The organism is Pseudomonas sp. NPDC090752 (assembly GCF_055584805.1).
On sequence record NZ_JBVJLI010000004.1, the window covers coordinates 1 to 13,379 of the forward strand.

A 13,379-nucleotide genomic window follows, 5' to 3' on the forward strand; every position below is an offset into this window, starting at 1 on the left:
TGGGAGCGGGCTTGCCGAGACGTCGGACCGCCCGCGAAGCAGGCACCGCGCTGGATGGCACGGGCTTCGCCCGTGTTCGCGGGACAAGCCCGCTCACACAGGGATCGCGCAGCTTTCTAAGTTTTGTGAAAGACAGTTGCTCCCACCAGATACCGCGCTGACCCCGGATGCAGCACAGAATCTGTGGGAGCGAGCTTGCCCGCGAATAAGCCCTGGCAGATTTAATCAGACCGCCAGGCCAATCGCCGGCTGCACCTGCGACGCCCGGTACGCCGGGTAGATAGTCGCCAGGAAGCTCATCACCAAGCCCGCCGCGCAGATCATCGCCACATCGCCCCACTGCAACTCGGACGGCAAGCTGCTGATGAAGTAGACGTCCGAGGTAAAGATGTGCTGCCCGCTCACCCGTTCCAACCAGCCAACGATCTGGCTGACGTTAAACGCAGCGATCACCCCAAGTACCCCGCCAATCAATGTCCCGACGATGCCGATCAAGCTACCCTGGACCATGAAGGTGCCCATGATCTGCGCCGGCGTGGCACCAAGCGTGCGCAGAATAGCGATGTCCGGGCCCTTGTCGTTCACCACCATCACCAGCGTGGCGATGATGTTGAATGCCGCCACGGCAATGATCATCAGCAGCAACAGGCCGATCATGGTCTTTTCCATCTTCATGGCGCTGAACAGGCTGCCTTGGGTGTGCGACCAGTCATCGGCGCGGTAAGCGTCGCCCAGGCCAGCGGCGATCGCCTTGGACACCTGCGGGGCGGCATACAGGTCGTGCAGCTTGAGGCGCACGCCCTGCACCTGACCCGGCGCCCAGCGCTGCATCTCGCCAGCGTCGGCTACATGCATGTAGGCCTGCGAGCCGTCCAGCTCGGCGCCCACCTTGAAGATGCCGACCACGGTCAGGCGCTGCATGCGCGGGGTGATGCCGCCCGGCTCCTTGCTGATTTCCGGCACGATCAGGGTCAGTTTGTCGCCGGTATTGAGGCGGAATCGCCGTGCGGTCAACTCACCGATCACCACGCCATACTCGCCCGGCTGCAGGTCCTGCAGCCGGCCCTGAACGATGTGCTGGCCAACGATCGAGACCTTGCCCTCCTTGGCCGGGTCGATACCGCTTACCTGGATCGGCTGCATCGCGCCTTTGTAGGAGAGCATGCCCTCCATTTCGGTGATCGGCGCCGCTGCCATCACCGCAGGGTTCTGCAAGGCGGCATCGGCGGCCTTGCGCCAGTCATCCAGCGGCTGCACGCCGAGGATGCTGGCGTGCGGCACCAGGCCGAGGATGCGCGAGCTCATTTCGCGCTGGAAGCCGTTCATCACCGACAACACCACGATCATCGCCAGCACGCCCAGCGACAGGCCGATCATCGAGGTCATCGAGATGAACGAGATGAAGTGGTTGCGGCGCTTGGCCCGGGTGTAGCGCGCGCCGATGAAAATGGGCAAGGGTCTGAACATGTTTGAAACACCCAATGAAAACTGAAAAACGGGGCGGCTCAGGCCTCCCCGTGCAAGCGGCTCAGATCGCCACCAGGTGACCGTCGTCGAGCTTCAGCACGCGATCCATCTGGCGCGCCAGGTTGAGGTCGTGGGTCACCACCAGGAACGCGGTGCGCGAGGAGCTGGACAGTTCCCGCATCAATTCCTGGATGCCCTGGGCAGTGTGGTGGTCGAGGTTGCCGGTCGGCTCGTCGAGCATCACCAGGCCCGGGCGGTTGACCAGTGCACGAGCAATGGCCACGCGCTGGCGCTCACCGCCAGACAGCTCGGCCGGCTTGTGATGCAGGCGGTGGCCCAGGCCGACACGCTTGAGCAGCGCCTCGGCACGCTCGCGGGCCTCGGGGATCGCGGTGCGGCCGATCAGCAGCGGCATGCACACGTTCTCCATCGCGGTGAACTCCGGCAGCAGGTGGTGGAACTGGTAAACGAAGCCCAGCTCGCGGTTGCGCAGCAGGCCGCGTGCGCGCTCGCCCAGGGCCGACAGCTCTTCACCGGCCAGCCAGACACTGCCCTGGGTCGGCCGGTCGAGGCCACCCAACAAGTTGAGCAAGGTACTCTTGCCCGAACCGGAACTGCCGACGATGGCAACCCGCTCACCGGCGTGCAGCTCAAGGTTGAGCCCGGACAGCACCTGCACCGACTCCGGGCCCTCGTCATAGGACTTGCCCAGGTTGCGGCAACTCAGAACGGCTTTATCACTCATGCGCGACTCACTCATAACGTAGCGCCTCTGCAGGCTGGGTGCGCGCCGCGCGCCAGGCCGGGTACAGGGTGGCGAAGAAACTCAGGACCAGCGCCGCACCGCAGACCATGTACACGTCCTGGGCCTGGATCTGCGACGGCAGGTAATCGATGAAATACACGTCGGCGTTGAGGAACTTGTGCCCGATCAGCGTCTCGATGCCGGCGATCGCCGCGCTGACATTGAGCGCCGCGAGGATCCCGACCACGGCGCCGATCAGGGTACCGATCACCCCGATCACCGTGCCCTGGACCATGAAGATGGCCATGATCTGCCCGGGCGTGGCGCCCAGGGTACGCAGGATGGCGATGTCTCCGCGCTTGTCGTTGACCACCATCACCAGGGTGGAAATGATGTTGAACGCCGCCACGGCGACGATCAGCAGCAGCAGCAGGCCGATCATCGCCTTTTCCATGCGGATCGCCTGGTACAGGTTGCCGTGGGTACGGGTCCAGTCGCGGCTGTAGTACTCCTGGTCACCCAACTGCTGGGCGATGCTCCAGGCCACGCGCGGCGCCTGAAACAAGTCGTCGAACTTCAGGCGCAGGCCCTGCACCTGGTCCGGCTTCCAGCGATGCAGGCGGGACAGGTCAGCGATGTTGGTCAGGCCCAGGTAGCCGTCGATTTCGCCGGCGCCGACGTGGAAGATGCCGACCACGGTGAAGCGCTTCATGCGTGGAAACATGCCGGCCGGGGTGACGCTCACCTCCGGGGCGACGAAGGTCAGCTTGTCGCCGATGGCCACACCCAGCTTGGCGGCGGCCTTGTCACCGATCATGATGCCCCACTCGCCCGGCGCCAGCTGGTCGAGGCGGCCTTGCTGGATGAAGTTGTCGATGATCGACACCTCACGCTCGCGGTCCGGGTCGATGCCGTTGAGCAGCACCTTCTGCACCTTGCCATCGTGCGTCAGCAGGCCCTGCATCTGGGTGTAGGGCGCAACCGCCAGTACCTGCGGATTCTGCTTTACTTGTTGGGCAAGGGCAGGCCAGTCGTTAATGGGCTGGCCGCTCTCGAGCGTGGCGTGAGGGACCATGCCCAGCACGCGGGTACGCATCTCGTGGTCGAAACCGTTCATCACCGAGAGCACCACGATCATCACCACCACGCCCAGGGCGAGGCCGATCATCGAGGTCAGGGAAATGAACGAGACGAAGTGGTTACGGCGCTTGGCACGGGTGTAGCGCGTACCAATGAATGCGAAAAGAGGTCTGAACATGTCGGGGCTTGTTCGGAGGAAAGGGAACGTCCTTGTGGCGAGGCGCCTGTGGCGGCTTTACACTCGGACCACCGCCGCTACCATGGGTTCGCCATGACGACATTAGACGAAGAAGATCGCCGCGAATACTACCGCATCGAAGATCGGATCGCACTGGAAATCAGCCCCTTAAGCGCGGCCGAAGCCCTTGAGCCAGAACTGTTGCAGGATGATTCCCCGCTGTTCAACCTGCTCAGTGAGCTGCACTTGTCCGACTTCGAATCGCAGCACCTGCTGCGCCAACTGAGCGAAAAGGACCGTACCCTCGCCGCCTTCCTGCGCGCGCAGAACAAACGCCTGGACCTCCTCAGCGCAGTAGTCGCGCAAACCCTGATTGGCGAAATCGGCCAACCGCAGCGGGTGGTCATCTCCGAAGGCGGCATCGAATTCGCGCAAGCCCAGCAGATTGCCCCCGGCACCCGGGTCAAGGTGAAGATGGTGCTAATGCCCCGCGCCCACGGCCTGCTGCTGCGCGGCAAGGTCACCCACTGCGACTCGCGCCCGGAGGGCGATTTCGAGGTAGGCACGGAATTCACCGACATGACCGATGCCCAACGGCAACTGCTGGCCCGCTATATCCTGCAACGCCAACAGCAGCAACGGCGTCAGCAACTGGAACAAGACGGCCCCGCCTCCTGAAGCCCATTTCTCTGATTTGAAGGAACGAACGTGACCCTGATCTACGGCCACCGCGGCGCCAAGGGCGAAGCGCCCGAGAATACCCTGCACAGCTTCCGTCAGTGCCTGTCCCACGGCGTTACCCGCTGCGAACTGGACCTGCACCTGTCGGCCGACAACGAGCTGATGGTCATCCACGACCCCACCCTCAAACGCACCACCGGCCGCCGCGGCAAGGTGGTCGAGCACCCGGCGGCCGACCTGGTCACCATCGATGCACGCAAGGGCGGCCCGGGCCATGTCCAGCCCTGCCCTATCCCACGCCTCGAAGAACTGTTCGAAAAGTGCGCCTTCGAGCACTGGCAGCTGGAGGTCAAGAGCGCCTCGCGCACCCGCGCTGCCACCACAGTGCTGGCCATCCGCGAACTGGCGCAGCAGTACGGCCTGCTGGACAAGGTGACCATCACCTCGAGTTCACGGGAAGTATTGGGTGCCGCGCTGGAACTGGTGCCGGACGTGAAGCGCGGCCTGGTCGCCGAGTACGCCTGGCTCGACCCGCTGAAGGTCGCGCAGAACTACGATTGCGAGATGCTGGCGCTGAACTGGACACTGTGCACCCCCGAGCGCCTGCTCAAAGCCCAGGGCCAGGGTTTGCATGTGTCGGTGTGGACAGTCAACGAACCGGCACTGATGCGCCGGCTCGCCGATTTTGGCGTGGACAGCCTGATTACAGACTTTCCCGGTTTGGCCAAGACCACCCTCGGGTAGGGCTGAAATCGGTCTCCCCGACCGGCTCAGGCCACCGGCCGGAGCCGCTCAAAAAAGCCGGTTCAGGCCGTCGTAGGCAGCTACCCGATAGGCTTCAGCCATGGTCGGGTAGTTGAACGTGGTGTTGACGAAGTACTTCAGGTTATTCAGCTCACCCGGCTGGTTCATGATTGCCTGGCCGATGTGGACGATTTCCGAAGCCTGGTAGCCGAAGCAGTGCACACCGAGGATTTCCAGGGTTTCGCGGTGGAACAGGATCTTCAGCATGCCTTGCGGCTCGCCGGCGATCTGCGCACGCGCCATGCTCTTGAAGAAGGCCTTGCCGACTTCGTATGGCACCTTGGCCTGGGTCAGTTCCTGCTCGTTCTTGCCGATCGAGCTGATTTCCGGAATGGTGTAGATGCCGGTCGGCACGTCGTTGACGAAGCGCCAGCTGCCGTTGTCGACGATGCTGCCTGCCGCCGAGCGGCCCTGGTCGTGGGCGGCGCTGGCCAGGCTCGGCCAGCCGATCACATCACCGGCGCCATAGATGTTCGGCACGCTGGTGCGGTAGGCCTCGTCGACTTCGATCTGGCCCCGGCTGTTGACCTTGATGCCGATGTTTTCCAGGCCCAGCTTGTCGGTGTTGCCGGTACGGCCGTTGCACCACAGCAAGGCGTCGGCTTTGATCTTCTTACCCGACTTCAGGTGCAGGACCACACCATTGTCCAGGCCTTCGACCCGCTCGTAGTCTTCGTTGTGGCGGACGGTGATGTTGTTGTTGCTGAAGTGGTAGCTCAGCGCCTGGGAAATTTCCGAGTCGAGGAAGCTCAGCAACTGGCCACGGTTATCGACCAGCTCGACCAGCACGCCCAGGCCGCTGAAGATCGAGGCGTACTCGCAACCGATCACACCGGCGCCATAGACGATCAGCTTGCGCGGGGTATGGCTGAGGCTGAGGATGGTGTCGCTGTCGTAGACGCGCGGGTGATGGAAGTCGATGTCGGCCGGGCGATAAGGGCGCGAGCCGGTGGCGATGATGATGTGCTTGGCATTGAGTTTTTCTACCACGCCGTTGGGGCAGACCACCTCGACGGTCTGCTCGTCGGCGAAGCTGCCGGTGCCGAAGAACAGGTCGACGCGGTTACGCGCGTAGTAGCCGGTGCGCGAAGCGACCTGTTTGGAGATCACCCGCTCGGCGCTCTTGAGCACGTCGGGGAAGGAGAACCAGCGCGGTTCACCGATGGCCCGGAACATCGGGTTGGTGTTGAACTGCATGATCTGCCGCACCGAGTGACGCAGTGCCTTGGAAGGGATGGTGCCCAGGTGGGTGCAGTTGCCACCGACCTGACGACGGCTGTCGACCATCGCCACCTTGCGCCCTGCTTTGGCGGCGTTCATCGCCGCACCTTCTCCGGCCGGGCCGGAACCCAACACCACTACGTCGTAGTTGTAGACAGCCATGCGTACTCCTTCAGAACTGGCCCGCTGGCCACGGTCGCCGCGGGACTCGATCATGCCGCCGCGGCGCCATGAGAAAATTCGGGTGCAGTCTAATCAAGCGTGAACGCCGCGCACATTAACCCTTGGTCGCGTCGTAGGCCAATTTTGCCTGCACTACATGTGCACTCACCGGTCCCTGGCGATCATCCTTGCTTGCGCTTTCACTCGCCTTTCAGCGCCCGTTCGAACGCGGGCGTAGCTCGAGAGACGAAGCCACCCTCGGCCCGAGTCACCAATACCGCCGCCAGGTCGTGGGCGATGGCGAAGTCCCAGCCCTGCTCAGGGCCAAGAATCAACAGCAACGTCGAATAGCCGTCGGCCTGCAGCGCCGAGGCATCGAGCACGGTGACGGCGGCCAGGTCATGATCGACCGGGCGCCCGAGGCGGGCATCGAAGGTGTGCGAATAGCGCCGGCCATTCTGCTCGAAATAGTGCCGATAGTCACCTGAGGTCGACACGCCCAAGCCATTGATCGGGACGACCTGGCGGGCGATCTGGCGGTCTTCGCGGGGCAGTTCCAGGGCAATGCGCCAAGGACTGCCGTCTGGCTTATGGCCAACCGCCTTGAGTTCACCGGTGGCTTCAGCGATGAAATTGCCAATACCCATGGCGCGCAGCCGGGCGGCGATCAGGTCCACGGCGTGGCCGGCGGCGATGCTGTTGAAGTCCAACTGCACCGGGGCATCCTTGCACAACGCCTGGCCCTCGATGCGCAGGTGCTGGTAACCCACGCGCTGGCGGGCCTGGGCCAGGGCCAGTGGGTCGGGCACTTGTTCGTGGCGGGCCTGGGGGCCGAAACCCCAGAGGTCCAGCAGCGGTTCGACGGTGAGGTCGAATGCGCCATCGCTCTGTTCGGCCAAATGCTGGCCGAGGGTCACCAGTTCGAGCATGTCGGGTGGTAAGGCCAGGCACTGGTTCACAGGGAGCTGGTTGAACTGGCTGACGGTGGAATCGCCGCGGTAGGTCGAGTAGTGCTTATCGACGTCCTGGAGGATGGTTTCCACAGCTGCCTGAACCTGAACTGGCGCAGGGCCGCCGGGTTCGCGCACGTACTGGATGCTGTAGCTGCTGCCCATGGTGGGGCCGCCAAGGCGCTCCAGGGTCGAGCCCTGGTTGCAGGCGGTCAGGAGCATCAGGGTGAACAGGAGGGCTGTGCGCAATATTGGGCTCTCGGTTGCCTGTGCTGGCCTCTTCGCGGCTAAAGCCGCTCCCACAGGAATTTCAGCACCTACTGTGGGAGCGGCTTTAGCCGCGAAGAGGCCAGCAAAGGCAACACAAAATCTGGATAAAAAAACGGGAACCCGAAGGTTCCCGTTTCTTTAGCACTTTACAAGCGGATCAGCGTGGAAACGCTGGCGGGTTCACACCAGCCATGTCTTCCATCACACGCACCACCTGGCAGCTGTAACCGAACTCGTTGTCGTACCAGACGTACAGAACAACGCGGTTATCGTTGGCGATGGTCGCTTCAGCGTCAACTACACCGGCGTGGCGCGAGCCCACGAAGTCGGTGGAAACCACTTCCTGCGAGCTGACGTAGTCGATCTGCTTGTGCAGCTCCGAGTGCATGGCGGTCTGGCGCAGGTACTCGTTGATTTCTTCGCGAGTGGTGGCCTTCTCGAGGTTCAGATTGAGAATAGCCATCGAGACGTTCGGCGTCGGTACGCGAATGGCGTTGCCGGTCAGCTTGCCCTTGAGCACTGGCAGCGCCTTGGCGGCAGCAGTGGCGGCACCGGTTTCGGTGATGACCATGTTCAGCGGCGCGGCACGACCACGACGGCTGCCCTTGTGGAAGTTGTCGATCAGGTTCTGGTCGTTGGTGAACGAGTGAACGGTCTCGACGTGGCCATTGACGATGCCGTACTGATCGTTGACAGCCTTCAGCACCGGCACGATGGCGTTGGTGGTGCAGGAAGCGGCCGAGATGATCTTGTCATCGGCGGCGATCTCACCGTGGTTGATGCCGTGCACGATGTTCTTCAGCGCGCCCTTGCCAGGTGCGGTGAGGATCACGCGGGCAGCGCCCGGGCAGGCCAGGTGCTGGCCCAGGCCGTCGGCATCACGCCATACGCCGGTGTTGTCGACGATCAGCGCGTTTTCGATGCCGTACTGGGTGTAGTCGACTTCGCTCGGGCTCTTGGCGTAAATGATCTGGATCAGGTTGCCGTTGGCGGTGAGGGTGTTGTTGGCCTCGTCGATGGTGATGGTGCCATCGAACGGGCCGTGCACCGAGTCACGACGCAGCAGGCTGGCGCGCTTGACCAGGTCGTTTTCAGCACCCTTGCGCACGACGATGGCACGCAGGCGCAGGCCGTCGCCGCCACCGGTCTTCTCGATCAGGATACGCGCCAGCAGGCGGCCGATGCGGCCAAAGCCGTACAGGACGACGTCGGTGCCTTTGCGCGCCGAAGCGTTCTGTTGGCCAACCACGTCGGCCAGCTCTTCACGGACGAACTGCTCGGCGCTGCGGCCGTTGCCTTCCTGCTTGAACTTGTTGGCCAGCTTGCCCAGGTCAACCGAAGCGGCGCCCAGTTTCAGCTCGCTCATGGCCTTGAGCAGGGGGAATGTCTCGTGGACGGACAGTTCGGTTTCGTCAGTTTGACGGTGACGCGCAAAGCGGTGGGCTTTGAGGATCGAGATAACCGAACGGTTGATCAGGCTGCGGCCATAGATCGAGCTCACCACATTGTTGTTGCGGTAGAGCTGACCGATAAGCGGGATCATAGCTTCAGCAAGCGCTTCACGATCGATCCACTCACCAAGACACTGGTCGGGCTTCTGAGTCACGGGAACCTTCCACATGTAGGGACAGAAAAAAGGGGCTACATTATGACGCCCCAACGCGTAACCGGCAATGAGCGCCTGTCGCAGTAGCCAAAGCCTGCGGTCATGCCCCTTTGGAGCCTGACAGCACGCACCGGCACCGGTACAATCGATCTCTTTGCCGCAACGCTTGGAGTGCAATCTCCCGTGTCAGTTCTGCGCCTACCGCAAATGTCGGCCACGGCCGGCAAACAAACCTGGGGCAACCTGCCCGGTGCCGCCCTCAGCCTCGCCATCGCCGAGGCCGCCAGCAGCGCTGGCCGCTTCACCTTGTTGCTGACCGCCGACAGCCAAGCTGCCGACCGGCTGGAACAGGAGCTGCGTTTCTTCGCCCCGGACTTGCCGGTGCTGCCGTTCCCGGATTGGGAAACCCTGCCCTACGACCTATTCTCGCCGCACCAGGACATCATCTCCCAGCGCATTGCCAGCCTCTATCGGCTGCCGGAGCTGAGCCATGGCATCCTCGTCGTGCCGATCACCACCGCCCTGCACCGCCTGGCGCCGACGCGCTTTTTGCTCGGCAGCAGCCTGGTGCTGGACGTAGGCCAGACCATCGACGTCGAGCAGATGCGCACGCGCCTTGAGGCCAGCGGCTACCGCTGCGTCGACACGGTCTACGAGCACGGCGAATTTGCCGTGCGCGGTGCGCTGATCGACCTGTTCCCAATGGGCAGCAAGCTGCCCTACCGCATCGACCTGTTCGATGACGAGATCGAGACCCTGCGCACCTTCGACCCGGAGACCCAGCGCTCGATCGACAAGGTAGACTCGATTCGCCTGCTGCCTGCGCGCGAATTTCCCATGCAGAAGGAAGAAGTGACGCGCTTCAAAGCGCGCTTTCGCGAACGTTTCGACGTTGACTTCCGCCGCAGCGCGATCTTCCAGGACCTGGCCAGCGGCATCATCCCAGCCGGTATCGAGTACTACCTGCCGCTGTTCTTCGAAGAAACCTCGACCCTGTTCGACTATCTGCCCAGCGACACCCAAGTATTCTCCCTGCCAGGCGTCGAACAGGCTGCCGAGCATTTCTGGAACGATGTGCGCGGGCGCTATGAAGACCGCCGCGGTGACCTGACCCGGCCCCTGCTGCCGCCGGCCGAATTGTTCCTGCCGGTGGAAGACTGCTTCGCCCAGCTTAAACAGTGGCCACGGGTAGTGGTCAGCGCCGACGACGTCGAAGCTGGCGTCGGCCGCGAGCGCTTCCCGGCCCGCGCCTTGCCCAATCTGGCCATCGAGGCCAAGGCCAATCAGCCAGTGGCGGCATTGTCGGCGTTTCTCGACCAGTTCGACGGCCGCGTGCTGTTCACCGCCGAATCGGCGGGCCGCCGCGAAGTGCTGCTTGAATTGCTCGAACGCCTCAAGCTGAAGCCGCAGACGGTCGAAGGCTGGGCCGACTTCATCACCGGCAACGCGCGCCTGGCGATCACCATTGCCCCGCTCGACGACGGCCTGCTGCTCGAAGACCCAGGCCTGGCCCTGGTCGCCGAAAGCCCGCTGTTCGGCCAGCGCGTGATGCAGCGTCGTCGCCGCGACAAGCGTGGCGAGGCGGCCAACGACGCAGTCATCAAGAACCTCACCGAGCTGCGCGAAGGCGCGCCGGTGGTGCACATCGACCACGGCGTCGGCCGCTACCTGGGCCTGGCCACGCTGGAAATCGACGGCCAGGCCGCCGAGTTCCTGACCCTCGAATACGCCGAAAACGCCAAGCTCTACGTGCCCGTGGCTAACCTGCACCTGATCGCCCGCTACACCGGCAGCGACGACGCCCTGGCGCCACTGCACCGGTTGGGCTCGGAAGCCTGGCAGAAGGCCAAGCGCAAGGCCGCCGAACAGGTCCGCGACGTTGCCGCCGAGCTGCTCGACATCTATGCCCGCCGCGCGGCGCGCAAAGGCTATGCATTCGCCGACCCGGCCGCCGACTATGCCACCTTCAGCGCCGGCTTCCCGTTCGAAGAGACTCCCGACCAGCAGAACGCCATCGAGGCGGTGCGCACCGACATGCTTGCCGCCAAGCCGATGGATCGCCTGGTATGCGGCGACGTCGGCTTCGGCAAGACCGAAGTGGCCATGCGCGCGGCCTTCATCGCCGTGCACAGCGGCCGTCAGGTGGCAGTGCTGGTGCCTACTACCCTGCTCGCCCAGCAGCACTACAACAGCTTCCGCGACCGCTTCGCCGACTGGCCGGTGACGGTCGAGGTGATGAGCCGCTTCAAGTCGGCCAAGGAAGTGGCCGCCGCCGCCGCCGACCTCGCCGAAGGCAAGATCGACATCCTTATCGGCACCCACAAGCTGCTGCAAGACGATGTCCGCTTCAAGGACCTGGGCCTGGTGGTGATCGATGAAGAGCACCGCTTTGGCGTGCGCCAGAAGGAACAGCTCAAGGCCCTGCGCAGCGAGGTGGACATCCTCACCCTGACCGCCACGCCGATCCCGCGAACCCTGAACATGGCCGTGGCCGGCATGCGCGACCTGTCGATCATCGCCACGCCGCCGGCGCGGCGCCTGTCGGTGCGCACCTTCGTCATGGAGCAGAACAACAGCACGGTGAAAGAAGCCCTGCTGCGTGAACTGCTGCGCGGCGGCCAGGTGTACTACCTGCACAACGATGTGAAGACCATCGAGAAATGCGCCGCCGACCTCGCCGAACTGGTCCCGGAAGCGCGTATCGGCATCGGCCACGGGCAGATGCGCGAGCGCGAGCTGGAACAGGTGATGAGCGACTTCTACCACAAGCGCTTCAACGTGCTGATCGCCTCGACCATCATCGAGACCGGCATCGACGTGCCCAGTGCCAACACCATCGTCATCGAACGCGCCGACAAGTTCGGCCTGGCCCAGCTGCACCAGCTGCGCGGTCGCGTCGGTCGCAGCCACCACCAGGCGTATGCCTATCTGCTCACCCCGGCGCGACAAAAGGTCAGTGCCGACGCCGAAAAACGCCTGGAAGCCATCGCCAACACCCAGGACCTGGGTGCCGGTTTCGTACTGGCCACCAACGACCTGGAAATCCGCGGCGCCGGTGAACTGCTCGGCGAAGGCCAGAGCGGGCAAATCCAGGCTGTGGGCTTCACGCTGTACATGGAAATGCTCGAACGTGCGGTCAAGGCCATTCGCAAGGGCACCCAGCCGAACCTGGAGCAACCGCTCGGCGGCGGCCCGGAGATCAACCTGCGCCTGCCGGCGCTGATCCCCGAGGACTACCTGCCTGATGTCCACGCGCGACTGATCCTTTACAAGCGCATTGCATCGGCGGCCGACGAAGAAGGCCTCAAAGACCTGCAAGTGGAGATGATCGACCGCTTCGGCCTGCTGCCCGAGCCGACCAAGAACCTGATGCGCCTCACCCAGCTCAAGCTGCAGGCGGAAAAACTCGGCATCAAGAAAGTCGACGCCGGCCCCAACGGCGGCAAGCTCGAGTTCGAGGCCGAAACCCCGGTCGACCCGCTGACCCTGATCAAGCTGATCCAGGGCCAGCCCAAACGCTACAAGTTCGAAGGCGCCACCCAGTTCCGCTTCCTGGTGCCCATGGAACGCCCCGACGAACGTTTCAACACTCTTGAGGCGCTTTTCGAGCGCCTGACCCCACAGACAGCCTAAGGAAGATCCATGCGTGCCATCCGTTGCCTGACCTTGTTGCTTGCGCTGATCGCGCCGGCCGCCTTCGCCGAAGGCCAGTATCAGGTGGAAATGATGCTTGTGCGGCAAAACAGCGTGCCAGCCTTCACCAGCCAGTTCGCGCCGGAAAGCTGGAGCGCTGGCGCCGCGCGCCTGGACAAAGGCGCCGAACGCCCATTGGCGCTGGAAGATGAAGCCACACGGCTGCAGGCGACCTCCGATTACACCGTATTGCTGCACAAAGCCTGGCAGCAGCCGGTCGTCGACGGGCCGAGCCGCATTGCACTGAGCGATGGCCAGGAGCAGTTCGGGCACTTTCCAATCGAGGGCAACCTGAGCATCACTTCCGGGCGGTTCATAGCCGTGGATGCCAACTTCTGGGTCAACCAGCTGGACGGCAATGGCAACGTGCAGCAAAGCGAGCAGTTCAAGCAGAGCAACAGCAACATGAAAGGTGGCCAGCTGACCTTCCTCGACGGCGGGCACTTGGCACTGCTGCTAAAGGTCACGCCGCCGGGAACACCAAAGATGCCGGTGATGGACCCGGAAATGATGGAGCAGTGA

At 63.5% G+C, this 13,379-nt stretch carries 10 protein-coding genes; 4 read left to right on the forward strand and 6 right to left on the reverse strand.

Annotated features, from left to right (window positions below; all coding sequences use genetic code 11):
• Positions 1-225: 225 nt before the first annotated feature.
• The 3 genes from ACZ6YA_RS07255 to ACZ6YA_RS07265 form a co-directional block, all read right to left on the reverse strand.
• Complete coding sequence (locus ACZ6YA_RS07255; RefSeq protein WP_465896460.1) at positions 226-1,467, reverse strand: lipoprotein-releasing ABC transporter permease subunit; 1,242 nt, start codon at positions 1,465-1,467, stop codon at positions 226-228.
• 61 nt (positions 1,468-1,528) lie between these two features.
• Positions 1,529-2,212, reverse strand: a complete 684-nt coding sequence (gene lolD / locus ACZ6YA_RS07260; protein WP_465896461.1) for a lipoprotein-releasing ABC transporter ATP-binding protein LolD — start codon at positions 2,210-2,212, stop codon at positions 1,529-1,531.
• Positions 2,213-2,219: 7 nt separating this feature from the next.
• On the reverse strand, positions 2,220-3,470 hold the full coding sequence (locus tag ACZ6YA_RS07265; protein WP_465896462.1) for a lipoprotein-releasing ABC transporter permease subunit: 1,251 nt from the start codon (positions 3,468-3,470) through the stop codon (positions 2,220-2,222).
• A gap of 93 nt (positions 3,471-3,563) precedes the next feature.
• Here ACZ6YA_RS07265 and ACZ6YA_RS07270 point away from each other — a divergent pair, with 93 nt between their 5' ends.
• Together ACZ6YA_RS07270 and ACZ6YA_RS07275 are read left to right on the forward strand one after the other, a co-directional pair.
• On the forward strand, positions 3,564-4,148 hold the full coding sequence (locus tag ACZ6YA_RS07270) for a PilZ domain-containing protein (protein WP_465896463.1): 585 nt from the start codon (positions 3,564-3,566) through the stop codon (positions 4,146-4,148).
• Positions 4,149-4,178: 30 nt separating this feature from the next.
• The gene (locus ACZ6YA_RS07275) at positions 4,179-4,895 is read left to right on the forward strand and encodes a glycerophosphodiester phosphodiesterase (protein WP_403132767.1); all 717 of its coding nucleotides are present in this window, start codon (positions 4,179-4,181) and stop codon (positions 4,893-4,895) included.
• 48 nt (positions 4,896-4,943) lie between these two features.
• Here ACZ6YA_RS07275 and sthA read toward each other — a convergent pair whose 3' ends face one another.
• The 3 genes from sthA to ACZ6YA_RS07290 form a co-directional block, all read right to left on the reverse strand.
• Positions 4,944-6,338 carry a Si-specific NAD(P)(+) transhydrogenase gene (gene sthA, locus ACZ6YA_RS07280; RefSeq protein ID WP_465896464.1) on the reverse strand — a complete coding sequence of 465 codons (1,395 nt, stop codon included), beginning with the start codon at positions 6,336-6,338 and terminating at the stop codon, positions 4,944-4,946.
• A 200-nt stretch (positions 6,339-6,538) separates the two neighbouring features.
• Positions 6,539-7,537, reverse strand: a complete 999-nt coding sequence (locus ACZ6YA_RS07285) for an FAD:protein FMN transferase (protein WP_465896465.1) — start codon at positions 7,535-7,537, stop codon at positions 6,539-6,541.
• A 178-nt stretch (positions 7,538-7,715) separates the two neighbouring features.
• Positions 7,716-9,179: a glyceraldehyde-3-phosphate dehydrogenase gene (locus tag ACZ6YA_RS07290; RefSeq protein ID WP_465896466.1), complete on the reverse strand. Its 1,464-nt coding sequence runs from the start codon at positions 9,177-9,179 to the stop codon at positions 7,716-7,718.
• Between the two features lie 168 nt (positions 9,180-9,347).
• Here ACZ6YA_RS07290 and mfd point away from each other — a divergent pair, with 168 nt between their 5' ends.
• Together mfd and ACZ6YA_RS07300 are read left to right on the forward strand one after the other, a co-directional pair.
• Positions 9,348-12,797, forward strand: a complete 3,450-nt coding sequence (mfd, locus tag ACZ6YA_RS07295; protein ID WP_465896467.1) for a transcription-repair coupling factor — start codon at positions 9,348-9,350, stop codon at positions 12,795-12,797.
• A gap of 9 nt (positions 12,798-12,806) precedes the next feature.
• Entirely contained in the window at positions 12,807-13,379 is a 573-nt protein-coding gene (locus ACZ6YA_RS07300) for a CsiV family protein (protein WP_465896468.1), read from the forward strand.

Coding starts and splice junctions, on each gene's coding strand:
- ACZ6YA_RS07290 (WP_465896466.1), bottom strand. CDS start 9,179: ATGTGGAAGGTTCCCGTGACTCAGAAGCCCGACCAGTGTCTTGGTGAG.
- ACZ6YA_RS07265 (WP_465896462.1), bottom strand. CDS start 3,470: ATGTTCAGACCTCTTTTCGCATTCATTGGTACGCGCTACACCCGTGCC.
- sthA (WP_465896464.1), bottom strand. CDS start 6,338: ATGGCTGTCTACAACTACGACGTAGTGGTGTTGGGTTCCGGCCCGGCC.
- lolD (WP_465896461.1), bottom strand. CDS start 2,212: ATGAGTGATAAAGCCGTTCTGAGTTGCCGCAACCTGGGCAAGTCCTAT.
- ACZ6YA_RS07270 (WP_465896463.1), top strand. CDS start 3,564: ATGACGACATTAGACGAAGAAGATCGCCGCGAATACTACCGCATCGAA.
- ACZ6YA_RS07255 (WP_465896460.1), bottom strand. CDS start 1,467: ATGTTCAGACCCTTGCCCATTTTCATCGGCGCGCGCTACACCCGGGCC.
- ACZ6YA_RS07300 (WP_465896468.1), top strand. CDS start 12,807: ATGCGTGCCATCCGTTGCCTGACCTTGTTGCTTGCGCTGATCGCGCCG.